Genomic DNA, 24,945 nt, shown 5'->3' on the forward strand with positions numbered 1-24,945 from the left:
GTTGCGCCGGTCGCCGCTCAAGCCGGGATGAGCGTCTCGGCCGCGAGCTCTCCCCAGAGCTCCGCGGGGATGTCGATCGCGGCGAGCTGCGCGTTCTGGCGAAGCTGCTCCGGACGGCTTCCGCCGACCACGACCGAGGTCACGACCGGGGACTGCAGCGGGTACTGTATCGCGGCAGCCGGCAGCGGCACGTCGTGCGCGCGGCAGATCTCGGCGATCCGGGTGAGCCGCTGCCAGAGCTCCTCCGGCAGCGCCCCGTACTCGTAGCGTCCGTCACGGCGCGGCTCGCTCTGCGCGAGCAGCCCGGAGTTGAACACCGAGGCGGCGACGATGTCCGTGCCGTGCTCGGCGCAGGCCGGAAGCACGTCGACCGCCGCCGGCTGCTCGAGCAGCGTGTATCGCCCGGCCACCATGATCGTGTCGAGGTCGGCGGAGCGCACCGCGGCGGTGAGCGCGTCGGCGGTCATGGATCCGATGCCGATCCGCCCGACCTGCCCTTCCGCACGGAGCGACTCGAGCGCGGGGAACGCCTCTGCGAGCGCGAGATCCAGGTCGTGCCGCTCCGGGTCATGCAGGTAGAGGATGTCGATGCGTTCGATGCCGAGGCGCTCGCGAGACTCGTCGAGGCTGGCGCGGATCCCCGTCTCCGAGAAGTCCCACACCCGCTGCAGGTCGTCCGGGACGAAGAAGTCGTTGGCGGTGTCGAGTCCGCCCGCGACGTGCTCGGGGTTCGGGCGCAGCAGCCGGCCCGCCTTGGTGGAGAGCACGTACTCGTCGCGCGGCTTCGTCCTCAGGAACGCGCCGAGCCGGCGCTCGGAGAGGCCGAGCCCGTAGTGCGGCGCCGTGTCGTAGAGCCGGATCCCGCTCTCCCACGCGGCATCCAGCACCGCCCAGGCCTCCTCGTCGGTCAGCGCGCGGAACAGGTTGCCCACGTTCGCGGCGCCGTACCCGAGAGCCGGGATCGCGGGCCGGGCGGCGGTGTCGACGGACTCAGACATGCGCGCCCGCCTCACGGCGCTCGCCGGTCCAGGTGAACTCGGCGCGGCTGGCCGCCTTCATCTCCATGCCGTTGCCGGGCTCGGTGGGCGCGGTGTACGAGCCACCACGGATGTCGGTCGGCACCACGAAGTGCTCGTGCAGGTGATCCACGTACTCGATCATGCGCCCCTCGCGGCTGGCGGAGACGGCGACGAAGTCGAACATGGACAAGTGCTGCACGGCCTCGCACAGGCCGACGCCGCCGGCATGCGGACACACCGGGACGCCGAACTTCGCGGCGAGCAGCAGGTTCGCGATGTTCTCGTTCACGCCCGCGACGCGCACGGCATCGATCTGCATGACCTGGATCGCCTCGGCCTGCAGCAGCTGCTTGAAGATCATCCGGTTCTGCGCGTGCTCGCCGGTCGCGACGCGGATCGGCGCGACGCCTCGCGCGATCTCGGCGTGGCCGAGCACGTCGTCGGGGCTGGTCGGCTCCTCGATCCAGGCGGGGTGGAACTCGGCGAGAGCGTTCACCCAGGCGATGGCCTCGGACACCTCCCAGCGCTGGTTCGCGTCGATCGCGATGGGGAAGTCGGGGCCGCACACCTCGCGGGCCTTGCGGAACCGGCGGATGTCGTCGTCGAGGTCGGCGCCGACCTTGAGCTTGATCTGCGTGAACCCGTCGGCCATCGCCTCCCGGGCGAGGCGCTCGAGCTTCTCGTCCGAGTAGCCCAGCCAGCCCGGGCTCGTGGTGTAGCCCGGGTAGCCGGTGGCGAGCAGTTGCTGCTCGCGCTCGGCACGGCCGGACTCGGCGTCACGGAGGATCGCCAGCGCGTCCTCACGGGTGAGGGCGTTGGTGAGATAGCGGAAGTCGACGAGCTCGACGAGCTCCTCCGGGGTCATCCGGGCGAGCAGCTGCCAGAGCGGGAGCCCGGCGCGCTTGGCCTTGATGTCCCACAGGGCGTTGATCACGGCGCCGATGGCCATGTGCATGACGCCCTTCTCCGGCCCGAGCCAGCGCAGCTGCGAGTCGCCGATGAGCTCTCGGAACGTCCCGCCCATGTCGTCGAGCAGCGGCTCCAGCTCACGGCCGACCAGGTGCCCGGCGAGCGCGTCGATCCCCGCGACCTGCACATCGTTGCCACGGCCGATCGTGAAGACGAAGGCGTGCCCGTCGATGCCGTCCGCCGCGTCGGTGCGCACGATGACGTATGCCGCGGAGTAGTCGGGGTCGGGGTTCATCGCGTCGGAGCCGTCGAGGCTGAGCGAGGTGGGGAATCGGATGTCGCTGGTCTCCAGCGCGACGATGCGGCTCACGGTTCTCCTGTTCTGGGCCTGATGTCGAGAACCGGGGGCGCGGACGACCGGATCGCTTCTCGACAGTTGGAGTGTAAACATCGGATGTCTATACTGTCAACGCGGGATGCGTTCGCCCTCGCCGTTCTGGCGGAGGATCCATCCATCCCCGAGACAAGGCAGGAGAATCATGAAGTTCGCGCGTCTGGGCGACTCCGGATCCGAGATCCCCGTCGTCATCGCCGAGGACCGTACGTACGATCTGCGGTCCGTGACCTCCGATGTGGACGGCGACTTCCTCGCCACCGATCCGGTCGGGCGCACACGTGCCGCCCTCGATGCCGGCACCCTGCCGGAGCTCGTCGAGGCGGACGCGCTTCGCATCGGTTCGCCGATCGCACGCCCGAGCGCGGTGATCTGCGTGGGGCAGAACTACGCCGCGCACGCCCGCGAGTCGGGGGCGGAGCCGCCCACGGTTCCGATCCTGTTCCTGAAGACCCCGAACACCGTGGTCGGCCCCGACGACGCGGTGACCATCCCACGCGGCAGCGAGAAGACCGACTGGGAGGTCGAGCTCGGCATCGTGATCGGATCCCGCACCGCCTACCTCGACTCCCCCGCCGAGTCCGCTGCGCACATCGCCGGGTTCGTCGTCTGCAACGACGTCTCCGAGCGGGCGTTCCAGATGGAGGTCTCCGGCGGGCAGTGGTCGAAGGGCAAGGCGGCTTTCGGGTTCAATCCGACCGGCCCGTGGCTGGTCACGCCCGACGAGGTCGACGTGCAGAACCTGCGGCTGCGCAGCTTCGTGAACGGCGAACCGCGGCAGGACTCGAACACGAACGACATGATCTTCTCGGTCGCCGAGATCGTGCACCACATCTCGCAGTACATGACGCTCGAACCCGGGGACCTGATCCTCACGGGCACGCCGCAGGGCGTCGCGTTCGGCGGGAAGTTCCCGTACCTGCGCGCCGGGGACGTCGTGGAGATCGACATCGAGGGGCTGGGCGGCCAGCGTCAGGAATTCAAGGCATGGGAGGCACAGGCATGACCGGTCAGGTCGAGGGACTCGTCGCGATCGTCACGGGCGGCGCGTCAGGGATCGGTGCGGCGATCGCCGCGCAGCTGCACGATCAGGGCGCGCAGGTCGCCGTGCTCGACCGGGACGTGACCGGCGCCGATGCGCGATTCGCCGCGTTCACCGCGGATGTGTCGGACCGTGCGAGCGTCGACGCCGCGATCACCGCGATCGGCGAGCGTTTCGGTCGCATCGACATCGTCGTGAACAACGCCGGGATCGGCGCCCAGGGCGACGTCGCGGCGAACGATGACGACGAATGGGCACGCGTGCTCTCGATCAACGTGACCGGCATCGCCCGGGTGTCCGCCGCGGCGCTGCCCTGGCTGCGACGCTCCCCCGCCGCGGCGATCTGCAACACCGCGTCGATCGCCTCGACCACCGGCCTGCCCCAGCGTGCGCTCTACTCCGCATCGAAGGGCGCGGTGTCGGCCCTCACCAGGGCCATGGCCGCGGACCACCTCCGCGAGGGCATCCGGGTGAACGCGGTCAACCCCGGCACCGCGGACACCCCGTGGGTCGGGCGCCTGCTCGACTCCGCCGCCGACCCCGCTGCAGAGCGCGCCGCGCTCAGCGCCCGCCAGCCGCACGGCCGGCTGGTGTCGCCGGACGAGGTCGCCGGTGCCGTGGTCTACCTCGTCAGCCCCGCTTCCGGATCCACCACCGGCACCTTCATCGAGGTGGACGGCGGGATGGCCCAGCTGCGCCTGCGGGCGGAATAGGCCCCACGCTCGGCCGCCCGGGCTCAGGCCTGGGTGGCCTGGGTGGCCTGGCGCAGCCAGCGCTCCACACCCGCGATGTGCGCGGTGGCGAGCGAGGTCGCGAGAGACGGATCGTGCTGCGCGATCGCGTCGGCGATGGCACGGTGCTCGGAGAGCGTGCGCTCGACGGCGCCCTGCTCGGTGAGACCGCGCCACACCCTGGCCCGGATGGTCTGACTCGACAGGCTGTCGATGAGGCTCGCGAGATATCCGTTGCCGGTCATCCGCACGATGTCCTGGTGGAAGCGGATGTCGTGCGCGACGAGGTCGTCGATCGAGACGCCCGCATCGACGCCGGCGATCTCGGCCTGCAGGGCGGCGATCGCCTCGTCGTCGCCGTGCGTCGCGGCAAGGCCCGTCGCCTGGGATTCGAGCATGCGGCGCACGGCGAACAGCTCGAGCAGGGAGTCGTCGTCGTGCATGTCGATGACGAAGCTGATCGCCTCGAGCAGCAGATGCGGTTCGAGACTCGTCACGTATGTGCCGTCGCCGCGACGCACATCGAGGACGCGGATCACCTCGAGCGCCTTGACGGCCTCCCGCATCGAGTTACGGCTCAGACCGAGCCGCTCGGCAAGCTCCTTCTCCGGGGGCAGCCGGTCGCCCGGGCCGAGTTCGCCCGACACGATCATCGCCTTGATCTTCTCGATCGCCTCGTCGGTGACTGCCATGGCGTCATCCTAGGGGCTTTTCACGAACATCGGATGTCTGCGCCACAACGGCGTCGATCTGCGGAAGGATGTGCCCATGCGCGTACTCGACTCCCATCTGCATCTGTGGGATCCGTCCCGCCTCGTCTACGAGTGGCTCGCCGGGCCGCTGGCCCGTCGCTACGCGACCGAAGAGCTTGCGCAGGCAGCCGTCGACGGCGTCGAACGCGCCGCGGCGATCTTCGTGCAGGCGGAGTGCGTCGAGAGGCAGTTCCTCGATGAGGTGCGCTGGGTCGCGGAGACCGCCGCGGCCACCGGCGTCGTCGGCATCGTGGCAGGTGCCCGGCTCGACCGCGGCGAGCAGACGGCTGTGCATCTCTCGGCCTTGACCGCACTCGACGGGGTGGTCGGAGTGCGGCACAACCTGCAGGACGAGCCCGATGGCACCGCGCGCAGCGACGCCTTCCGCGACGGTGCGGCCGCCCTCGCCGCGCACGGGCTCCGATTCGACGCGTGCGTGCGCGCCCATCAGCTGCCCGACCTCTCCGACCTCGCGGCGGCGGTGCCCGCGCTGCCGATCGTGCTCGACCATCTCGGCAAGCCCGCGATCGGCACCGCCTCGGATCCGCTCCGCCCTTCCGGCGTCTGGCTCAGCGACATGACAGACCTGGCGGTGCATCCGCAGGTGTCCGTCAAGCTGTCAGGCCTCCCTGCCGAGGCCGGCGGCTCCTGGAGCCCGGCGCAGGTGATCCCCTTCCTCGACGCGGCCGCCGAGGCGTTCGGATCGGACCGGCTGCTCTGGGGCAGCGACTGGCCGGTCTCCGCCGTCACCGGCACGGCGCACGAGTACCGACCCGAGAGCCGCGACCTCTGGGCGCGAACGGTGGCGGACTGGGCCGTCGAGCGCGGCCTCGACGTCGACGCGATCTTCTGGGACAACGCTGCGTGGTTCTACGGCGTGGCCTGACCCGCTCCTCGCGGTTGCCCGCCGGGGGTTCCGCGCCGATTCCGTGCCGTTCACAGGAAGGTCATCAGGTTGTTGGGTGAGGCTTGCCTTACCTATTATGTGATTCGCGACTCCCGCACTTCTCCCTCCACGAAGGACACTCCGTGAACCGTTCCCTCCGACTGCTCTCCGCCGCCGCGGCGGCCTCCGCCGTCGCCCTCGCGCTCACCGCCTGCAGCGGCTCCCCGGCGCCGACCTCCAGCACGGGTGGCGGCGACGACCTCGCCGGTCAGACCATCACGATCTACAACGCGCAGCACGAGGAGCTCACGAAGTCGTGGACCGACGCGTTCACGAAGGCGACCGGCATCAAGGTCCAGGTGCGCAACGGCGACGACACCGAGATGTCGCAGCAGCTCATCCAGGAGGGCGATCGCTCCCCCGCCGACGTGTTCCTCACCGAGAACTCGCCGTCGATGTCGGCCGTCGAGAAGGCCGGCCTGTTCACCTCGCCGGGCGATGAGGCGCTCAAGAACGTCCCGACCGAGTACCGCCCGTCCTCCGGCAAGTGGGTGGGCATCGCCGCCCGCTCGACCGTGTTCGCGTACAACACGTCGAAGCTCACCGAGGCTCAGCTCCCGAAGTCGCTCATGGATCTCGCCGACCCGTCGTGGAAGGGCCGCTGGGCCGCGTCCCCGTCCGGCGCCGACTTCCAGGCCATCGTCTCGGCGCTCGTGCAGCTCAAGGGCGCCGACGCCGCCGAGGAGTGGCTGAAGGCCATGAAGACGAACTCCGTCGCCTACAAGGGCAACTCCACCGCGATGAAGGCCGTGAACGCCGGCGAGATCGACGGCGCCGTCATCTACCACTACTACTGGTTCGGCGACCAGGCCGAGACCGGTGAGAACTCCAAGAACGTGCAGCTGCACTACTTCAAGAACCAGGATCCGGGCGCGTTCGTCTCCGTGTCCGGCGGTGGCGTGCTGAAGTCGAGCAAGCACCAGGCCGCCGCGCAGAAGTTCCTCGCGTTCGTCACCGGTTCGGAGGGTCAGAAGATCCTGCAGACCGGCACCTCGTTCGAGTACCCGGTCGGATCCGGGGTGGCCGCCAACCCGAAGCTCGTCCCCCTCAAGGACCTGCAGGCGCCGACCATCGACCCGGCTACGCTGAACTCCAAGCAGGTCACCGATCTGATGACCCAGGCTGGCCTGCTCTAAGGCGCAGACATCACCACGACGACCACCTCCCGCGTCGCGGCCGGAGCGCGACAGCTCCGGCCGCCCCGCGGCGTCTCCCGGGGGTCCTGGGTCGTCATCGCGGCGGGCGTCGTCGTGGCGGCGCTCTCGCTTCTGCCGCTGTTGTTCGTGGTGGCGACCGCGGCGCAGATCGGCTGGGCCGAATCGGCCGCGCTCATCTTCCGACCCCGCGTCGGCGAGCTGCTCACGAACACCGTGCTCCTCGTCGCGATCACCGTGCCGCTGTGCGCCGTGATCGGGGTCGGCGGCGCCTGGCTCGTGGAGCGCACATCGCTCGCGGGCGCCGGCGCGTGGGGCGCGATGCTCGCGATGCCGCTGGCGATCCCCGCGTTCGTCAACTCCTATGCCTGGGTCTCCGCGATCCCCTCGCTCGCCGGACTCGGATCCGGTGTGCTGCTGGCGACCCTGTCATACTTCCCCCTCGTGTATCTGCCGGTGCGCGCGGCGCTGGCCCGACTCGATCCCGCTCTCGAGCAGGCCGCCGCGAGCCTCGGCCGCGGACCGGTGCGCGTGTTCTTCGGCACCGTGCTGCCACAGCTGCGGCTGGCGCTGCTCGGTGGTGCGCTGCTCGTCGGGCTCCATCTGCTGAGCGAGTACGGCGCGTTCGCGCTGATCCGGTTCGACACCTTCACGACCGCGATCATGGATCAGTACCGGTCCACGTTCAACGGCTCCGCAGGCAGCATGCTCTCCGGCGTGCTGATGCTGCTGTGCTTCGCCCTGCTCCTGCTGGAGAGCCGGGCCCGAGGACGCGCCCGCTATGCACGGATCGGATCCGGCTCCGCGGCACCGCCCCGCCGGATCCGGCTGCGCGGATGGCAGCTCCCGGCGCAGGTCGCCCTGCTCGCACTCGGGATCGCCGCCCTCGGAGTGCCCGCCGTCGTGATCGGCGGATGGCTGGCCTACGGCGGTGCGGCGGTCTGGACGGCGCCCGATCTCGTGCCGACGCTGCTGCAGACCCTCGGTCTCGCTCTCGGCGGCGGCGTGGTCACGGTCCTCGCCGCGTTCCCCCTGTCCTGGCTCGCGGTGCGCCGACCCGGCGCGTTCAGCCGACTGCTGGAGCGCACGAACTACGTCACGAGCTCGATGCCGGGCATCGTGCTCGCGCTCGCGCTCGTCACCGTCTCGCTCTTCTTCGTGCCGGCGCTGTACCAGACCACCGCGCTGCTGCTCCTCGCGTACGCGCTGCTGTTCCTGCCCCGCGCACTGGTGCCGCTGCAGGCGGGCATCGCACAGGCGCCGCAGAGCCTGGAGGAGGCCGCGCAGGCTCTCGGGCGCCGCCCGCTGCGCGCGTTCATCGGAGTCACCCTGCGCCTGGTGGCCCCCGCCACGGCCGCTGCCCTGGCGATGGTGTTCCTCGCCGTGGCCGGGGAGCTCACCGCGACGCTGCTGCTCTCGCCGATCGGGGTGCAGACGCTGGCCACGCGGTTCTGGAGCCTGTCGAGCGAGATCGACTTCGCCGGCGCGGCGCCCTATGCGACGCTGCTGATCGTGCTCTCCGCCCCCATGACCTACCTGCTGTTCCGCCAGTCCACGGTGCTCTCCACCGCGGACGTATCGGCCGGCCGCTCCACGACATCCGCCCCCACGACCACGGAGACCGCATGACCGCACACAATCTCGGATCCGTCGGCGCCGTGCCCTCCCCCGGCACGGGCCCACTGCCGACCGCGCACCTGCAGGTCGCCGGCGTCACCGCCTCCTACGGAGGCCATCGCGTGCTGCACGGCGTCGATCTCGCCGTGCAGACCGGCGGCATCACGGCCATCGTCGGCGCTTCGGGCTCGGGCAAGACCACCTTGCTGCGGATCATCGCCGGCTTCGAGCGCCCCGACGAGGGCGAGGTCGTGCTCGGCTCCGCCACGGTCGTCGGGCCCGGAACCTGGGTGCCCGTGCACCGCCGCGACATCGGCTACGTCACGCAGGACGGCGGGCTCTTCCCGCACCTGACGGTCGCGCGCAACATCTCCTTCGGGCTGGACGATCTCAGCCGAGCCGAACGGAACCGCCGGGTGGCCGAGCTGCTGGACCTCGTCTCGCTCCCGAGCGACGTCGCGGACCGGCGCCCCGATCAGCTCTCCGGAGGACAGCAGCAGCGCGTCGCGATCGCCCGGGCGCTTGCGCGCGAGCCCGAGCTGATGCTGTTGGACGAGCCGTTCTCCGCGCTCGACACCGGCCTGCGCGCCGCGACGCGCGAGGCGGTGGCGCGAATACTGACGGATGCCGGGACGACGACCATCCTCGTCACGCACGACCAGTCCGAGGCGCTGAGCTTCGCCGACCAGGTCGCCGTCATGCGCGACGGCCGCCTGGTGCAGACCGGGCATCCGTTCGTGGTGTACACGCGCCCCGTGGACCGCGGCGTGGCGGAGTTCCTCGGCGATGCGATCGTGCTGGATGCGTGGCTGGACGGGTCCCTCGCCTCCTGCGCGCTCGGCTATGTGCCGGTGCGCAACCCGCCGGCGCGAGGCCACGTGCAGCTGATGCTCCGGCCGGAGCAGGTGCAGCTCGTCGCCGACTCGCCCATCCGCGCGACCGTGGAGAAGGGCGTGTACTTCGGCGCGGAATCGTCGGTGCGGATCCACCTGGAGCCGCGCACCGACACCGATCCTCGGTTGTCCGCGGAACCGCCCACGATCACGATCCGGCACTGGAACGCGGCTCTGACCCGGCCCGGCCAGCGCATCGCCCTGCGTGTGGTCGGCGAGGGCGTGGCCTTCCCTGTGTAGCGCCGCGCCGTCGCTCGTGGACGAAGAGCGGGCGCCCCCGAAAGGGACGCCCGCTCCGTATGGCTGGCGAGGTCAGCGCGCGGCGCTGCCCTCGACGTAGTCCTCGTCCTGCGACTTCCAGGCGAACAGAGCGCGCAGCTCCTTGCCCGTAGCCTCGATCGGGTGACCCTGCTCCTTCTCGCGGAGGGCGAGGAACTCGACGGCGCCGTTGTCCTGGTCCTCGATGAAGCGGGTCGCGAAGGCGCCGGACTGGATGTCCGCGAGGACCTCCTGCATGCGCTGCTTGACGCCGGCGTCGATGACACGGGGGCCGGAGACGTAGTCACCGAACTCGGCGGTGTCGGAGATCGACCAGCGCTGCTTGGCGATGCCGCCCTCCCACATCAGGTCGACGATCAGCTTGAGCTCGTGCAGCACCTCGAAGTAGGCGATCTGCGGCTGGTAGCCCGCCTCGGTGAGCACCTCGAAGCCGGCCTGCACGAGGTGGCTCATGCCACCGCAGAGCACGGCCTGCTCGCCGAACAGGTCGGTCTCGGTCTCCTCGGTGAAGGTCGTCTTGATGACGCCGGCGCGGGTGCCGCCGATCGCCTTCGCGTAGGACAGCGCGGTCGCCCAGGCGGTGCCCGAGGCGTCGCGCTCGACGGCGATGATGTCCGGGATGCCGCGGCCGGCCACGAACTCGCGGCGCACGGTGTGGCCGGGGGCCTTCGGCGCGATCAGGATCACATCGACGCCCTCGGGCGCGTCGATGTAGCCGAAGCGGATGTTGAAGCCGTGCGCGAAGGCGAGGGTCTTGCCCGCGGTCAGGTTCGGCGCGATCGACTCGCTGTAGATGCCGCGCTGGTGCTGGTCCGGCGCGAGGATCATGATGAGGTCGGCCCACTGCGTCGCCTCGGCGACGGTCTTGACCGGGAAGCCGGCCTCGGTCGCCTTGGCGATCGAGTTCGAGCCCTCCTTGAGGGCGATCGCGACCTCGACGCCGCTGTCGCGCAGGTTCATCGCGTGCGCGTGGCCCTGCGAGCCGTAGCCGACGATCGCGACCTTCTTGTTCTGGATGATCGACAGGTCCGCGTCTGCGTCGTAGAAGATCTCGGTGCTCACTGTTGTTTTCTCCTTGTTGGGGTTCTGGATGCCGGGCCGCCCGCCTGCTTCGACACGCTCAGCAGTCGAGGGACCGGCCGTGGTTCTGTGTCAGCCGCGCAGCACGCGCTCGGTGATGCTCTTGCCGCCTCGGCCGATCGCGAGCAGGCCCGACTGGGCGAGCTCCTTGATGCCGAACGGCTCGAGCGCCCGCAGCAGTGCGTCGACCTTGCCCTTGTCGCCGGTGACCTCAACCACCAGCGCTTCGGGGGCGTAGTCCACGACGGACGCGCGGAAGAGGTTCACGACCTCCAGCACGTTCGAGCGGGTGTTGTTGTCGGTGCGCACCTTGACGAGCATGTGCTCGCGCTGCACGGACGCGTTCTGCTCCAGCTCGACGATCTTGATGACGTTGATCAGCTTGTTCAGCTGCTTGGTCACCTGCTCGAGCGGGAAGTCCTCGACGTCGACGACGACCGTGATCCGGGAGACCCCGGGAACCTCGGTCACGCCCACGGCGAGAGACTCGATGTTGAAGCCGCGGCGCGCGAACAGGCCGGCGACGCGGGTCAGCAGACCAGGGGTGTCCTCCACCAGGAGGCTCAGCACATGCGTGGACATGATCAGTCCTCCTCGTCGAAGGCGGGCGCGTGGTCGCGCGCGTACTGGATGTAGCTGTTGCTGACGCCCTGCGGCACCATCGGCCACACCATGGCATCCGCGCTGACGACGAAGTCGATCACGACGGGGCGATCGTTCGTCTCGAGCGCGAGCTTGATGGCGGCGTCGATCTCCTCCTCCTTCTCCACGCGGATCGCGAGGCAGCCGTATGCTTCGGCGAGCTTGACGAAGTCGGGGATCCGGATCGTCCCGTGCCCGGTGTTCAGGTCGGTGTTCGAATGCCGGCCCTCGTAGAACAGCGTCTGCCACTGGCGGACCATGCCGAGGGAGGAGTTGTTGATGATCGCGACCTTGATCGGGATGTCGTTGATGACGCAGGTCGCAAGCTCCTGGTTGGTCATCTGGAAGCAGCCGTCGCCGTCGATCGCCCAGACCACGCGCTCGGGCTGGGCGACCTTGGCACCCATGGCGGCCGGCACGGCGTAGCCCATCGTGCCGGCGCCGCCGGAGTTCAGCCAGGAGTTAGGGCGCTCGTACTTGATGAACTGCGCCGCCCACATCTGGTGCTGCCCCACGCCCGCGGCGTAGACCGCCTCGGGGCCGGTCAGCTCGCCGATCCGCTGGATCACGTGCTGCGGCGACATCAGGCCGTCCTCGGGAGGCGTGAAGCCGAGCGGGAACTCGGCGCGCAGGCCGTCGAGGTACGCCCACCACTCCTCGATGTCGCCCTTGGCGCCGCCGGTGATGCCGCGGAACGCCACCTCCAGGTCGGTGATGACCTCGCGCACGCCGCCCACGATCGGCACGTCGGCCGTGCGGATCTTGGAGATCTCGGCGGGGTCGATGTCGACGTGCACGACCTTCGCGTTCGGGGCGAACAGCTCGGCCTTGCCGGTCACGCGGTCATCGAATCGCGTGCCGAGCGCGACCAGAAGGTCGGCCTCCTGCAGCGCCAGCACCGCGGGCACCGTGCCGTGCATGCCGGGCATGCCGACGTGCTGCGGGTGCGAGTCGGGGAACGCGCCGCGCGCCATCAGCGTGGTGACGACGGGGGCGCCGGTGAGCTCGGCGAGCGCGAGCAGCTCCTCTGAGGCGCGGCCGCGGATGATGCCGCCGCCGACGTACAGCACGGGCTTCTTGGCCTCGGCCAGCAGCGTGGCCGCGGCCTGGATCTGCTTGCCGTGCGCCTTCGTCACCGGGCGGTACCCGGGCAGGTCGTACTTCGGCGGCCAGACGAACGGCGCCGTCGCCTTCTGCGCGTCCTTGGTGATGTCCACGAGCACGGGACCCGGACGACCGGTCGAGGCAATCTCGAACGCTGCCGCGATCGCACCGGGGATGTCCTCGGGGCGCTTGACGAGGATCGAGTGCTTCGTGATCGGCATCGTGATGCCGACGATGTCTGCCTCCTGGAACGCGTCCGTGCCCATCAGCGTGGAGAACACCTGGCCCGTGATCGCGACGATCGGGATCGAGTCCATGTACGCGTCGGCGATCGCCGTGACGAGGTTCGTCGCACCGGGGCCCGAGGTCGCGATGGTCACGCCGACCTTGCCGGACGCGGTGGCGTAGCCCTCGGCGGCATGCCCGCCGCCCTGCTCGTGGCGGACCAGGATGTGCCGGAGCTCGGTCGAGCTCATCAGCGGGTCGTAGACCTCCATGATCGCACCGCCGGGGATGCCGAACACATCGGTGACCCCGAGCAGTTCGAGGGAGCGGACGACGGCCTGCGCGCCGGTGAGAACGGGTGCCGACGCCGGACGGGCGGGCGGACGAGGGACGGCTGGAGCGGTATCAGCGGTCATCTGGGTTCCTTGCGGTGGTGGACGATCGGCGGAAGCGGCGGGACAGAACCCCGCCACGGAGAACTCTCCGCCCCGGTCCGCTCGAGGCGGACCACAGGGGTCGGGAATGCTGGGCTGGAACGCCTCGGGTGCAGCGCGGAGAAGTCGGCTCTTCGTCGCGACGAACACCGTCGCGGTATGAGCCCGGCTCAGGCGTCCCGGCGCGTGAGCCGAGAGCGCGAGCCGCGATATCGACCCGAATCAGATCACCATCGCGCCCGACGGCCAGCAAGACCGCCGGAGCTCTGCGTCCGACCCGGGATCCGGTTGTGCCGATCACGTCTCGAACGTGCATCAAGCCTAACGCATGATCGGCCGTGCTCCTGCCGGCGCGGCGCGCGACGGACGGACGATCGGATCCGTGCTGCGCGCGCATGGAAGCAGTCTATTGCGCGGCCGCTCTGGCATCCGCCAGGGCGTCGAGCAGCACGGCGAACGCCGCCGGATCCGCGACCCGCAGCGTCGCCGCCGTCTCGCCGGCGCCGATCCGCACGCCGAGGTCCGCGCCGCCGAGCGTGCGCATGCCGTCCTCGTCCGTGACGTCGTCACCGGCGAACAGCACGGCGGTGGCGCCGACGTGCTCGCGCAGCCGCGAGAGCGCAGCGTCCTTGCCCTCGTCGCGCCAGGAGTATTCGCGCAGATGGTGCCCGGTGCGTCGCCGCCAGGAGGGGATCCGCTCGGGCGCCCATTTCTCGACGCGCACGAAGGCCAGCTCCTCCTGCCCGGGCGCGGCCGAACGCGTGTGCACGCCGAACCCGAACGTCTTCGGCTCGTAGACGACGCCGTCGAGGTCTCCGATCAGTTCGCGCAATTCGGCGATCACCTCGTCCCGGTCCCCCGGTTCGGTGGAGAGGTCGGTCTCCTCCCCTGTGTCGGGGAACCAGAACTGCGCACCGTGAGATGCGGCGAGCAGGATCCTGGATCCGTCCTCGTGCTCGGTGATCTCCCGCAGATCGTGCAGGCTGCGGCCCGACGCGTACGCGACGAATGTCTCCGGAAGGGCGGCGAGCCGGTTCACCGCGGCCACGGCCGCCGGCAACGCTCGCGCCGCCATCGGATCGACCACATGCGGCGAGACGGTGCCGTCGAAATCGAGCGCCACCAGCAGTCGCGGGGTGCGGGCGATCGCGGCGAGCGCGGGATCGGTCTCGGCAGCGGTCCAGTCGCGGGTCATCGTGCACTCCGTACGTTCTCGAGGGCCGCGAGGAACTCCCGCGACCAGGCGTTCACATCGTTCTCGAGCACCCGCTTGCGCAGGGCCCGCATGCGCCGGGACTGCTCCCGCGGCGGCATCTCCACAGCCTGCATGATCGCGTCCTTGAGCCCCTCGATGTCGTGCGGGTTCACGAGCACGGCCTGGCGCAGCTCATCGGCGGCACCGGTGAACTCGCTGAGCACCAGCACGCCGCGGTGATCCCCGCGGGTGGCGACGTACTCCTTCGCCACGAGGTTCATGCCGTCTCGGAGCGCCGTCACGAGCATCGCGTCCGCGGCGAGGTAGAGCGCCACCATCTCCTCCCGCGGGAACCCCTGGTGCAGGTAGCGGATCGCCGTGTGGTCCATGGTGTCGTGGTCGCCGTTGATGCGCGCCACGGCCAACTCGATCTCGTCGCGCAGCTGCACGTACGCGTCCACCCGCTCGCGGCTGGGGCTGGCAACCTGCACGAGGGTGACGTCCTCGACGGAGATCCGCCCGGCGTCCATCAGCTCCCCGAACGCCTTGATCCGGTGCCGGATCCCCTTGGTGTAGTCGAGCCGATCGACCCCGAGCAGGATCTTCTTCGGGCTGCCGAGGCCCTCGCGGATCTCGGCGGCACGGGCGCGCACATCGGGCCTCGCGGCGAGCTCGGTGTAGGGCGTGGTGTCGATCGAGATCGGGAAGGCACGGGCGACGGTGGTGCGGGGGCCGCCGTACGGCACGGACACGGTGGAGCCCTTGACGTCCAGCCGCAGCCGGCGGCGCACGGCGGCGAGGAAGTTCGTCGCGTCCTGCGCGCGCTGGAAGCCGACGACGTCGGCGCCCAGCAGACCCTGCAGCACCTGGTCCCGCCAGGGCAGCTGGGCGTAGAGCCCGTGCGCGGGGAACGGGATGTGGTGGAAGTAGCCGATCGTGACGTCGGGACGGCGCTCGCGCAGCATCGCGGGAACGAGCTGCAGCTGGTAGTCGTGCACCCATACCGTGCCGCCCTCGGCGACCGCGCTCGCGGCCCGCTCCGCGAACCGCCGGTTCACCCGCACGTACGCGTCCCACCACTCGCGGTGGTACTGCGGCGAGGAGATCACATCGTGGTAGAGCGGCCAGATCGTGTCGTTCGAGAACCCCTCGTAGTACTCCTCGACGTCCTGCGTCGAGAGCGCCACGGGCAGCAGCCGGATGCCGCCCTCGGTGAACGGCTTGAGGTCGAGGTCCGGCTGTCCGGCCCAGCCCACCCAGGCGCCGTCGACGGACTGCATGACGGGCTCGAGTGCGGCGACGAGACCGCCCGGCGAACGGCGCCAGATCACCTCGCCGTCGGGGCCCGGAACACGGTCGACCGGCAGTCGGTTCGCGACGATCACGAACGAGGCGGTGGGTGTGGACGAAGTCATGGGAACGCTCCTCACGGCAGCGGCGGATGCCTCCTCCAGGCTAGTCACCCGATGCGCCCCGACGTCGTCCCGCGTCAGGAAGCGCTGCGTCCGCCCCGCGCCAGCACCGCGTTCACGAGGCCCGTGAGCAGCACCAGGCCCGCCGCGATCACCGGCAGCAGCAGGGACGCCTGCGCCCCCGAGGCGTCGGCGACCTGGCCCGTGACCACGGCGCCGACGGCCTGCCCGACGATCATCGCGGATCCGAGCATCGTCATGACGGTGGCCGACCGATCGACGGGTCCGAATGCGGCGCCCAGGCTGAACTGGGTCACCAGAGTGGGACCGATCCCGCAGCCCATCACGGCCAGCGCGACGAGCATGGTCAGAGAGTCCCGCACCCAGAGCAGCATCAGGCTCCCCCCGAACAAGATGCCCGCGAACAGCAGCCAGCGAGCAGGCAGGGAGAACCGGGCGGGCAGCAATGCCACGCTGAGCGCCAGGATCGCGGATCCCACCCCGAGCGCTCCGTAGAGCAGCCCCGCCTCCTCCGGGCGCCCGTGCTCGGTCATGAACGCCGTGAGCGAGGTGAGCATCGCCCCGAAGAACACGCCGACGCCGAGCATGCCGGCCACGACGATGAGCAGCCGGGGCCGGAACAGCTCCGACACCCGCGACGTGGCGCGGCCGTCGGCGCCGCGCTGCGTCGACACATGAGCGGCGGTGGGGTGCAGGGCGAACGCTCCCACGAACACGAGGATGAGTGCGGCGGCGAGCACGAGCGGCATCCACGGAGCGATCGCGGTGGCCAGCACACCGACCAGGAACGGCCCGAACACGAACACCGTCTCGTCGGCCGCGGACTCGTACGACATCGTCGACGATGTCGTACGCGCTCTCCGCTCGGCCGGGACGCGCTCGGCGATGATCGTGACCAGCCGCGACCGCGACATCGGAGAGACCTGCGGAGCGGTGGCGCCGATCGCGAACGCGCTGAGCAGCACGAACGGCTCGGCGGCGGACGAGTAGACGACCAACGTGAACACCACGAGGGCCGCGGCGTTGGCGACAGCGACGACGGCGAGCACGACCCGCTGACCACGGCGATCGGCAGCGGCGCCCAGCAGCGGACCGAAGCACGCGCTGCCGATGCCGACCGCAGCCGAGGTGAGCCCGCCGAGAGCCACCGAGCCGCGGGCTGCGACCACGACGGTCAGCACGCCGACGACCATCATCGCGAACGGCAGGCGGGCGATGAAGGCGATGACGAAGTAGGACAGCCCGACCCTGCGGAACAGGCTGGGAACGGCGGGGACGGGCGAGGTGCGCGAAGAGGTCATTGCGGAACAGGTCTCTGGCGTCGCCGCACGAGGGGGACGCAGTCAGGTGCCGCCGCTTTCCGCCGGAAGAGCCGGCGGCCGGTAATGCACAACGGTGATCGGCCCAGTGTATCGGGAGCGCCATCGTTCGGCGCAGAGCGCATCTCCACGGAGCGCGCCGCTTCTCCTCCCGCCGCGGATGCGCTGGTTAGACTCGGTCGCATGCGCAACTACCTCTTCGCGAGCGGCCTGTTCAGCGCGATCACCGGTGGGATCGCGCTGCTGCGCGGCACCCGGGACGCGCCGATCACCTGGCGCGCCGTCCTGGCGTGGCTGAGCTGGGGCATCACGATCGCCCTCGCGGTCGGAGCCATCGTGGACTTCCGCCGCGACGAGCGCGGTGAGTCCGTGTCCTACGACTCCCCCGTTGCGCCGGTGCAGTACAAGCGCGCGAAGAAGGAGCTGAAGGCCGAGCTCAAGGCGCAGCGCAAGGCCGACAAGGCCTGACCCGGCGCATACTCGCGCCGGCTCGGACGAGCCGCTGCGTCAGACCAGATCGATCTGGTAGTGGATGAAGCCGCTGCGCTCGGCGACGCGGTCGTAGAGGCGCCGTGCCGTGGTGTTGCTCTCCGCGGTGAGCCAGTAGAGCTTGTCGCTTCCGGCGGCCCGCGCCGCCTCGGTCACGTGAGCGATCAGGGCGCGGCCGACTCCTCCGCCACGGACGGAGGGATCCACGAAGAGGTCCTCGAGGTACGTGTAGCCGGTCTTCGACCAGGTGGCCGGGTGCGCGAACCAGTGCACGATCCCGACCGCGCGGCCGTCGTCGTCGCGCGCGATCGCCCCGTGGATCTCGCCGGACGGATCCGTGATCCGGGCGAAGGTCGATGCGGTGACGTCATCGGCGAGCGCGGACTCGTAGAACGTCAGATACGCCTGCCAGAGCGGCAGCCAGTCGTCGCGGTCCGCCGCCGTCAGAGCCTGGATCGTGGTCATGCGCCGATCCTACGGGGCGGCGCTCCGGCCGCAGGACCGGGCGCCGCCGCGTCGTCTCAGCGCGTGAGGATGAGCGCCTCGCCCTGACCGCCGCCGCCGCACAGCGCCACCACCGCGGTGCCGGAGCCGCGGCGCACGAGCTCGTGCGCCATGTGCACGGCCAGCCGGTTGCCGCTCGCTCCGATCGGGTGTCCGATCGCGATGCCGCCGCCGTGCACGTTGACGATCGCCGGATCCAGGCCGAGCACAGCCTCGGAGCGGGCGACCACGGCCCCGAACGCCTCGTTGATCTCGACCAGATCCAGGTCTGCGGCGGTGATGCCCTGCTTCTGCAGCGCCTTCTGGATGGCGTTCGCCGGCTGCTCCTGGAGGGAGTTGTCGGGACCCGCGGTCTGTCCGCTGGCACCGACTGTGACGAGCACAGGCCATCCCTGGGCCTCGGCGTTGGCGCGCGTGGTGACGACGACCGCCGAGGCACCGTCGGAGATCTGCGAGGAGTTGCCCGCCGTGATGGACCCGCCCTCGGCGAACGCCGGCCGCAGCCCCGCGAGCGTCTCCACGGTCGTCTCGGGCCTGATGCCCTCGTCCGCCATCAGCACCACCGGCTCACCGCGCCGCTGGGGCACGCTGACGGGCACGATCTCGCCCTCGAACACGCCGCCGTCCCTGGCGGCGGCAGCGCGCTGGTGCGACCGGGCCGCGACCTCGTCCTGCGCCTCGCGGGTGAGCCCGAAGCGCGGGTTGTGCCGCTCGGTCGACGCCCCCATGCTCTCCTTGTCGTAGGCGTCGGTGAGGCCGTCGTACGCCATGTGGTCGAGCACCTCGACGGATCCGTAGGTCCAGCCGTCGCGGGAGCCCATCAGCAGGTGGGGCGCCCGCGTCATCGACTCCATGCCGGCGGCGACCACCGTGAGCGCGTCACCGGTGCGGATCATCCGCGCCGCGTCGATGATCGCCGTGAGCCCCGACAGGCATACCTTGTTCACGGAGTGCGCAGGCACGTCCCATCCGATGCCCGCCCCGATCGCGGCCTGCCGCGCGGCGTTCTGCCCCGATCCGGCGGCGAGCACCTGCCCGACGATGACTGCGTCGATCTCGGCCGGATCCACGCCGCCCTGCTCGAGCGCGCCGCGGATCGCGAACGACCCCAGCTGCGGCGCCGTGAACGGGGCCAGCTGACCCTTGAGACGCCCCTGCGGCGTGCGCGCCGCCGCGACGATGACGATGTCGTCTGCACTCATGGTCACTCCAGTCCTTCCGCGACCAGCAGCGTCGGCTGGGTCGCATCCTTCACATCCTGCACGCTCACGCCGGGCGCGAGCTCGACGAGCCGCAGTCCCTCGGGCGTGACGTCGATCACGGCCAGATCCGTGATGATCCGATGCACCACCGCGCGGCCGGTGAGCGGCAGTGAGCATTCGTCGACGATCTTCGCGGAGCCGTCGCGGGCGACGTGCTCCATCAGCACGATCACGCGCCCCGCCCCGTGCACCAGATCCATCGCGCCGCCGGGACCCTTGACCATCTTGCCGGGGATCATCCAGTTCGCCAGATCCCCCGAAGCGCTCACCTGCATCGCGCCGAGGATCGCGGCGTCGATCTTGCCGCCGCGGATCATCCCGAAGCTGAGGCCCGAGTCGAAGAACGCGGCTCCGGGCAGCGTGGTGACGGTCTCCTTGCCGGCGTTGATGAGGTCGGGGTCGACCGCGTCCTCCGCGGGATACGGGCCGACGCCGAGGATGCCGTTCTCGGACTGCAGCACGAGGGTCACGCCCTCGGGAACGTAGTTGGGCACGAGCGTGGGCAGCCCGATGCCGAGGTTCACGTAGGAGCCGTCGGACAGCTCGCGGGCGGCGCGCGCCGCCATCTCGTCGCGGGTCAGAGCCATGTCAGGCCTCCCTTGTTCCGGCGGACGCCGAGGGCTGCACGGTGCGCCGCTCGATCCGCTTCTCGATGTCGGATCCGACCTCGACCACGCGGTGCACGAACACGCCGGGCAGGTGGACGTGATCGGGGTCCAGCTCCCCCGGCTCGACCAGCCTCTCGACCTGCGCGATGCAGATGCGGCCCGCCATCGCGGCGAGCGGGTTGAAGTTGCGGGCCGCCTTGTTGAAGATCAGGTTGCCGTGCCGGTCTCCGAGCGCCGCGTGCACGAGCGCGAAGTCGGTGGTGATCGCCTCTTCGAGCACGAACTCGCGCGGCTGCCCGTGCATCTCGAAGGTGCGCACGTCCTTGGCGGGCGACGCGATCGCGATCGACCCGTCGGCGGCGTAGCGGCGCGGCAGACCGCCCTCCGCGACCTGGGTGCCGACGCCTGTCTGCGTGTAGAAGGCCGCGATGCCGGAGCCCCCGGCACGGAGCTTCTCAGCCAGGGTGCCCTGCGGCGTCAGCTCGAGCTCCAGCTCGCCGGACAGGAACTGGCGCTCGAACTCCTTGTTCTCGCCTACGTACGAGGATGTCATCTTGCGGATCCGCTGCGCGCCGAGCAGCAGACCCAGCCCCCAGTCGTCGACGCCGCAGTTGTTGCTCACCACGCTGAGCCCCGAAGTGCCCTGCACCAGCAGAGCCTGGATGAGCGCGCTCGGGTTGCCGGAGAGCCCGAACCCGCCGACGGCGAGCGAGGCCCCGTCCGGGATGTCGGCCACCGCGTCCGCCGCGGAGGCCCATTGCTTGTCGATCACTCGCCACTCCTTCGTGTGGGATACGACTTCCACTCTGCGCCGGTGCGCCGGGGCGTTCAAGCCCGCGCTTGCGATGTGGTCACCCACGTCGCTAGCGTCCACATCATGGAACACACGTCGCCCGCAAAGCGCTCGGTACCCGGCGCCCAGGCGATCGCGCGCGCCGCGGAGCTGCTCCGCCTCGTCACGGCCGCACCCGACGGCGCCGCGCTGCAGCGGCTCGCCGCGACCTCGGGACTCAGCCGCTCGACCGTGCATCGGCTGCTGTCGGCACTGCGCGCGGAGGGCCTCGTGGACCAGGATCCGCAGACCGCTCTCTGGATGCCCGGACCGGAGCTCTATCTCATGGGAACAGTGGCCGCGGCGCGCTACGACATCACCGAGCTCGCCCGCGACATCGTGCGCTCCCTGGCGGTGAAGACCGAGGAGAGCGCGTTCCTCTCGGTACGGAGAGCGGATGAGACCGTGTGCCTTCTGCGCGAGGAGGGCGCATTCCCCATCCGCTCCTTCGTGCTCAGCGAGGGGGTGCGCTTCCCGCTCGGCGTCGCCAGCGCCGGGCTCGCGATCCTGTCCTTCCTGCCCGACCACGATGTGGATGCCTATCTCGGGCGGCACCCGGAGCTCGGCGAGCGATGGGGGCGCACGCACGCCCCCGGACCGCTGCGCCGTCGCCTGGCCGAGACCAAGGCGCGCGGGTACGCGGTGAATCCCGGGCTCATCGTCGAGGGCAGCTGGGGCATGGGGGCCGCGGTGTTCGACCGCGACGGTCGTCCGGAGTGGGCCCTGAGTCTCACCGGAGTCGAGTTCCGCTTTGGCCCCGATCGCCTGCCCGCGCTCGGACGGACGCTGCTCGCGCACGCGCATCAACTCTCCGCCCGGATCGCCGGCCGCGCCGCGCGCTGACCGCCGGGGCCACCGGCCGCGCCGCGCGCTGACCGCCGGGGCCACCGGCCGCGCCGCGCGCTGACGCCGGGACCATCGGCCGCGGCGGGTCCGCGCCGCGGCCGATTCACTCCGCTCACTGGTCGCGTAATGCGGTTCTGATTGCGCCAGAACCGCAATCTGCGACCAGTGAGCGTGCGGACCCTTGCCAGATGCATACCATTGGATATATACTTCAGGTATGAATCACGGCGAGATCCTGCAGTCGATCGTGTTCTCGACGCACACGCTCACCCGCATCGCCGCTCAGGAGGCCGGAAACGACGCTCCTGCCGCGCAGTGGCGGGCGCTGAGCCTGCTCGACGGGCAGGACGGGCAACGCGTCGGAGAGCTCGCGAAGGCGAGCCGCACCACGCAGCCCGGGATGACCCGGATGCTCGGCCAGTTGGAGCAGGAGGGGCTTGTACTGCGCTCACCCGACCCCGAGGATTCCCGGGCGACGGTCGTGACGATCACGGCCGACGGGCGTCGCGCCCTTCAGGCATGGCGCGAAGAGTTGCAGCAGATCCTCGCGCCGCGATTCAGCGACCTCGACGACACGGACTGGCAGCACCTGGCCCGCGCCGCGGAGATCCTGCGCACGCATTCGCTTCTGGAAAGGACAGCACGTTGAGTACCACCGGTTCCTCGGTATCGATCTGGAGACAGCCCGCACAGGTGTGGGCGGTCGCCTTCGCCTGCGTCGTGGCGTTCATGGGCATCGGATTGGTCGACCCGATCCTCCCCGCCATCGCCAAGTCCCTCGAGGCGACGCCCGTTCAGACCGAGCTGCTGTTCACCAGCTACCTGCTCGTCACCGGTGTGGCGATGCTGTTCACGAGCTGGATCTCCAGCCGCATCGGGGCCAAGGCCACCCTGCTGATCGGCCTCGCGCTCATCGTGGCCTTCGCGCTGTTCTGCGCGCTGAGCGGCAGCGTCGACGCGATCATCGGCTTCCGCGCCGGCTGGGGCCTCGGCAACGCGCTGTTCATCTCCACGGCGCTCGCGACGATCGTCGGCGCCGCCAGCGGCGGATCCAGCGCCGCGATCATCCTCTATGAGGCCGCCCTCGGTCTCGGCATCGCGATCGGACCGCTGCTCGGCGGGCTCCTCGGCGAGGTCGCCTGGCAGGGACCGTTCTTCGGCGTCGTGGCACTCATGGCCATCGGCTTCATCGCGGTGCTCACACTGCTGCGCGGACCGTTCGAGAAGCGCGAGCCGGTGCCGTTCTCCGCGCCGTTCAAGGCTCTCGGCCGTCCGGCCCTGAGCGTGCTGGCCGTCGCCGCCCTGTTCTACAACATCGGCTTCTTCGTGCTGCTGGCGTTCTCGCCGTTCCCCCTCGGGTTCAGCGCTATCGGCATCGGCCTGACCTTCTTCGGCTGGGGCATCGCGCTGGCGGTCACGAGCGTCTGGGTGGCGCCGATCCTGCTGCGCCGGATGCCGATCACCCGGATCATCCTGTTCGTGCTGCCGCTGCTGGCGATCGACCTGATCGTCGCCGGAGTCCTGGTGGCGACCCCGATCGCGCTGGTGATCTGCATCATCGTCGGCGGTCTGCTGCTCGGCATCATGAACACCGTGCTCACCGAGGCCGTCATGGAGGCGACGGATCTGCCGCGCTCGGTCGCATCATCGGCCTACTCCGCGGTGCGATTCATCGGCGGCGCCGTCGCTCCTCCCCTCGCCGCGCTCCTGTCCCACCTCTGGGGTGACACCGTGCCCTACCTGTTCGCGGGGGTCTCCGTGCTCATCGCCGCACTGGTGGTGCTCTTCGGGCGCCGTGCACTCGCGCACATCGACCGTGGCTCGCACGATGCCGCAGAGGATGCGGAGGCGATCCTCATCGGCGACGCCGCCTGAGGATCCGCACCCGACCCGAACGGATGCCGCGAACGGCCCGTCCCGCACGACGCTGCGCGGGACGGGCTTCGTCGTCGGTGCCGGGCTCTACGCTGGAACCATGCTGATCGGTGTCATCCGCCCTGTCGAATCCAAGACCCACACCGTGCAGGCCGAGGAGCTGGACGAGATCCAGGATCTGCTCGCCGCCGAGACCCCGAAGGGATGGCAACTCGCCTCGGCCCCCGTCGCGATGGCCAAGAAGGACACCGTGCTGACCGCGGAGGGGACCATCGTGCGCCGTGACGGCGTGCAGGAGATCGAGGCAGACGACATGCCGGCGCTCGAGGCGAAGGTGCCGAGCGGCTATCAACTGCTCTCGGTGCGGGTGGTCTGAGCGCCGGAGCCGATCGTGACCGACCTCGAGGCGATCGCGGCCGACCTGTACGCGGGTCCGCCCGGCGACTTCGTGTCCGCGCGGAACGCCCGCGCGAAGGAGGCGGAGGACGCAGCCGTCGCCGATCGGATCCGGGCCCTGCGGAAGCCGAGCGTCGCCGCATGGGTCGTGAACGTCTTCGCCCGCGAACGAGCGCAGCAGCTCGACCAGGCCCTCCGGCTGGCCGACGAGCTGCGGGAGGCGCAGGCTGACATCGACGCGGTGACGCTCGCCGAGCTCACCCGCCAACGCCGTGCGCTGACCGAACAGCTCGCCGCCGAAGCCGCCGCCCTCGCGACAGCGCGCGGCGAACGCATCACCACGGCAACCCGCGACGCCGTCCGCCAGACGATCACGGCCGCATTCTTCGATCCCGCCGCCGCCGCGGCCGTCGCATCCGGCCGGCTCGTGCACGAGCTCGAGCCGTCGGCCGAGTTCCCCCTCGACTTCGACACGATCCTGGGCGGCGGCGCACCGTCCGGCCGCCCCACCCCGCCCGAGCCCGTGGACGAGGTCAAAGCCCGGCGGGAGCTGCGGAAGGCCCAGGCCGCATTGCACGATGCCGAGCAGGCTCATGTGCGCGCCACGCGGGAGCTCGGCGCGGCCGACCGCGACGTTCAGGACGCCTCGGCGCGTGCGGCACAGCTGGACACGCGGATCGCCGACCTCGAGGCCGACCTGGTCCGCGCGCATTCCGCCGCGGTAGCCGCGCGCACCGAGGCCACCGCTGCTGCAGACCGCCGGACGCAGGCCGCCGACCGTGCGACGACGACCGAGAAGGCTGTCGAGGCCGCACAGCGCGCCGTCGATGCGCTGAACGCCGAAGCCTGAGCCGGCCCGGCCTGAGGCGCCTCACCGACGCTTAGCGGCCCAAGGGGCGACTCGTCAACCCCCCCCCTTCACCGCCGGATCTGTGGGACTCTAGAGGAGTTCCCCACATGCGATC

The 24,945-nt window shown here is 70.4% G+C and carries 25 protein-coding genes; 12 read left to right on the plus strand and 13 right to left on the minus strand.

Annotated elements, in window-relative coordinates; genetic code table 11:
* Window positions 1–17 precede the first annotated feature (17 nt).
* Entirely contained in the window at window positions 18–998 is a 981-nt protein-coding gene (locus tag ACTJI8_RS03775) for an aldo/keto reductase (protein WP_440732059.1), read from the minus strand.
* The gene (locus ACTJI8_RS03780; RefSeq protein WP_440732060.1) at window positions 991–2,298 is read right to left on the minus strand and encodes an L-fuconate dehydratase; all 1,308 of its coding nucleotides are present in this window, start codon (window positions 2,296–2,298) and stop codon (window positions 991–993) included. The genes ACTJI8_RS03775 and ACTJI8_RS03780 overlap by 8 nt, the downstream gene beginning before the upstream one ends.
* A 169-nt stretch (window positions 2,299–2,467) precedes the next feature.
* Between ACTJI8_RS03780 and ACTJI8_RS03785 the strand changes: the two genes are divergently transcribed.
* Entirely contained in the window at window positions 2,468–3,328 is an 861-nt protein-coding gene (locus ACTJI8_RS03785; RefSeq protein ID WP_440732061.1) for a fumarylacetoacetate hydrolase family protein, read from the plus strand.
* Window positions 3,325–4,077, plus strand: a complete 753-nt coding sequence (locus tag ACTJI8_RS03790) for an SDR family NAD(P)-dependent oxidoreductase (RefSeq protein ID WP_440732062.1) — start codon at window positions 3,325–3,327, stop codon at window positions 4,075–4,077. Before ACTJI8_RS03785 ends, ACTJI8_RS03790 begins: the two co-directional genes overlap by 4 nt.
* A 23-nt stretch (window positions 4,078–4,100) precedes the next feature.
* Here the strand turns inward: ACTJI8_RS03790 and ACTJI8_RS03795 are convergent, their stop codons facing one another.
* Window positions 4,101–4,787: a FadR/GntR family transcriptional regulator gene (locus ACTJI8_RS03795; RefSeq protein ID WP_440732063.1), complete on the minus strand. Its 687-nt coding sequence runs from the start codon at window positions 4,785–4,787 to the stop codon at window positions 4,101–4,103.
* A 76-nt stretch (window positions 4,788–4,863) separates the two neighbouring features.
* Between ACTJI8_RS03795 and ACTJI8_RS03800 the strand changes: the two genes are divergently transcribed.
* The 4 genes from ACTJI8_RS03800 to ACTJI8_RS03815 all read left to right on the plus strand — a co-directional run bounded on the left by ACTJI8_RS03800 (window position 4,864) and on the right by ACTJI8_RS03815 (window position 9,697).
* A complete protein-coding gene (locus tag ACTJI8_RS03800) occupies window positions 4,864–5,733 on the plus strand; it encodes an amidohydrolase family protein (protein WP_440732064.1) in 870 nt (289 codons plus the stop codon).
* Window positions 5,734–5,876: 143 nt separating this feature from the next.
* Window positions 5,877–6,929: an iron ABC transporter substrate-binding protein gene (locus ACTJI8_RS03805; RefSeq protein WP_440732065.1), complete on the plus strand. Its 1,053-nt coding sequence runs from the start codon at window positions 5,877–5,879 to the stop codon at window positions 6,927–6,929.
* A 114-nt stretch (window positions 6,930–7,043) separates the two neighbouring features.
* Window positions 7,044–8,576 (plus strand): ABC transporter permease, encoded by a 1,533-nt coding sequence (locus tag ACTJI8_RS03810; RefSeq protein ID WP_440732066.1) that lies wholly within the window; start codon window positions 7,044–7,046, stop codon window positions 8,574–8,576.
* Complete coding sequence (locus tag ACTJI8_RS03815) at window positions 8,573–9,697, plus strand: ABC transporter ATP-binding protein (RefSeq protein ID WP_440732067.1); 1,125 nt, start codon at window positions 8,573–8,575, stop codon at window positions 9,695–9,697. The genes ACTJI8_RS03810 and ACTJI8_RS03815 overlap by 4 nt, the downstream gene beginning before the upstream one ends.
* Window positions 9,698–9,769: 72 nt before the next feature.
* Here the strand turns inward: ACTJI8_RS03815 and ilvC are convergent, their stop codons facing one another.
* The 6 genes from ilvC to ACTJI8_RS03845 all read right to left on the minus strand — a co-directional run bounded on the left by ilvC (window position 9,770) and on the right by ACTJI8_RS03845 (window position 17,150).
* Window positions 9,770–10,798 (minus strand): ketol-acid reductoisomerase, encoded by a 1,029-nt coding sequence (ilvC, locus tag ACTJI8_RS03820; protein WP_440732068.1) that lies wholly within the window; start codon window positions 10,796–10,798, stop codon window positions 9,770–9,772.
* A 90-nt stretch (window positions 10,799–10,888) separates the two neighbouring features.
* Window positions 10,889–11,398 carry an acetolactate synthase small subunit gene (ilvN, locus tag ACTJI8_RS03825; RefSeq protein ID WP_440732069.1) on the minus strand — a complete coding sequence of 170 codons (510 nt, stop codon included), beginning with the start codon at window positions 11,396–11,398 and terminating at the stop codon, window positions 10,889–10,891.
* A 2-nt stretch (window positions 11,399–11,400) separates the two neighbouring features.
* A complete protein-coding gene (locus ACTJI8_RS03830) occupies window positions 11,401–13,203 on the minus strand; it encodes an acetolactate synthase large subunit (RefSeq protein ID WP_440732070.1) in 1,803 nt (600 codons plus the stop codon).
* A gap of 424 nt (window positions 13,204–13,627) precedes the next feature.
* Entirely contained in the window at window positions 13,628–14,416 is a 789-nt protein-coding gene (otsB, locus tag ACTJI8_RS03835) for a trehalose-phosphatase (RefSeq protein ID WP_440732071.1), read from the minus strand.
* The gene (locus tag ACTJI8_RS03840; RefSeq protein ID WP_440732072.1) at window positions 14,413–15,831 is read right to left on the minus strand and encodes an alpha,alpha-trehalose-phosphate synthase (UDP-forming); all 1,419 of its coding nucleotides are present in this window, start codon (window positions 15,829–15,831) and stop codon (window positions 14,413–14,415) included. Before ACTJI8_RS03840 ends, otsB begins: the two co-directional genes overlap by 4 nt.
* A gap of 74 nt (window positions 15,832–15,905) precedes the next feature.
* Window positions 15,906–17,150: an MFS transporter gene (locus ACTJI8_RS03845; RefSeq protein WP_440732073.1), complete on the minus strand. Its 1,245-nt coding sequence runs from the start codon at window positions 17,148–17,150 to the stop codon at window positions 15,906–15,908.
* A gap of 201 nt (window positions 17,151–17,351) precedes the next feature.
* Between ACTJI8_RS03845 and ACTJI8_RS03850 the strand changes: the two genes are divergently transcribed.
* A complete protein-coding gene (locus tag ACTJI8_RS03850; RefSeq protein WP_440732074.1) occupies window positions 17,352–17,636 on the plus strand; it encodes a hypothetical protein in 285 nt (94 codons plus the stop codon).
* Window positions 17,637–17,675: 39 nt separating this feature from the next.
* Here ACTJI8_RS03850 and ACTJI8_RS03855 read toward each other — a convergent pair whose 3' ends face one another.
* From ACTJI8_RS03855 to ACTJI8_RS03870, 4 genes are read right to left on the minus strand one after another with little or no spacing between them, the layout of a single operon-like run.
* Complete coding sequence (locus ACTJI8_RS03855) at window positions 17,676–18,122, minus strand: N-acetyltransferase family protein (RefSeq protein ID WP_440732075.1); 447 nt, start codon at window positions 18,120–18,122, stop codon at window positions 17,676–17,678.
* Window positions 18,123–18,178: 56 nt separating this feature from the next.
* Window positions 18,179–19,363 carry an acetyl-CoA C-acetyltransferase gene (locus ACTJI8_RS03860; protein WP_440732441.1) on the minus strand — a complete coding sequence of 395 codons (1,185 nt, stop codon included), beginning with the start codon at window positions 19,361–19,363 and terminating at the stop codon, window positions 18,179–18,181.
* Between the two features lie 2 nt (window positions 19,364–19,365).
* Window positions 19,366–20,010 (minus strand): 3-oxoacid CoA-transferase subunit B, encoded by a 645-nt coding sequence (locus tag ACTJI8_RS03865; protein WP_440732076.1) that lies wholly within the window; start codon window positions 20,008–20,010, stop codon window positions 19,366–19,368.
* Window position 20,011: 1 nt separating this feature from the next.
* Complete coding sequence (locus tag ACTJI8_RS03870; protein ID WP_440732077.1) at window positions 20,012–20,803, minus strand: CoA transferase subunit A; 792 nt, start codon at window positions 20,801–20,803, stop codon at window positions 20,012–20,014.
* A 105-nt stretch (window positions 20,804–20,908) separates the two neighbouring features.
* Here ACTJI8_RS03870 and ACTJI8_RS03875 point away from each other — a divergent pair, with 105 nt between their 5' ends.
* From ACTJI8_RS03875 to ACTJI8_RS03895, 5 genes are all read left to right on the plus strand, one after another.
* Window positions 20,909–21,706: an IclR family transcriptional regulator gene (locus ACTJI8_RS03875; RefSeq protein WP_440732078.1), complete on the plus strand. Its 798-nt coding sequence runs from the start codon at window positions 20,909–20,911 to the stop codon at window positions 21,704–21,706.
* Window positions 21,707–21,926: 220 nt separating this feature from the next.
* Complete coding sequence (locus tag ACTJI8_RS03880) at window positions 21,927–22,358, plus strand: MarR family winged helix-turn-helix transcriptional regulator (RefSeq protein ID WP_440732079.1); 432 nt, start codon at window positions 21,927–21,929, stop codon at window positions 22,356–22,358.
* On the plus strand, window positions 22,355–23,584 hold the full coding sequence (locus ACTJI8_RS03885; protein WP_440732080.1) for an MFS transporter: 1,230 nt from the start codon (window positions 22,355–22,357) through the stop codon (window positions 23,582–23,584). Before ACTJI8_RS03880 ends, ACTJI8_RS03885 begins: the two co-directional genes overlap by 4 nt.
* Window positions 23,585–23,684: 100 nt before the next feature.
* A complete protein-coding gene (locus ACTJI8_RS03890; RefSeq protein WP_440732081.1) occupies window positions 23,685–23,960 on the plus strand; it encodes a hypothetical protein in 276 nt (91 codons plus the stop codon).
* A 15-nt stretch (window positions 23,961–23,975) separates the two neighbouring features.
* On the plus strand, window positions 23,976–24,830 hold the full coding sequence (locus ACTJI8_RS03895; protein ID WP_440732082.1) for a transposase: 855 nt from the start codon (window positions 23,976–23,978) through the stop codon (window positions 24,828–24,830).
* Window positions 24,831–24,945 lie beyond the last annotated feature (115 nt).

The sequence above is a fragment of the Microbacterium sp. 22303 genome (assembly GCF_052045265.1).
GTDB lineage: Bacteria > Actinomycetota > Actinomycetes > Actinomycetales > Microbacteriaceae > Microbacterium.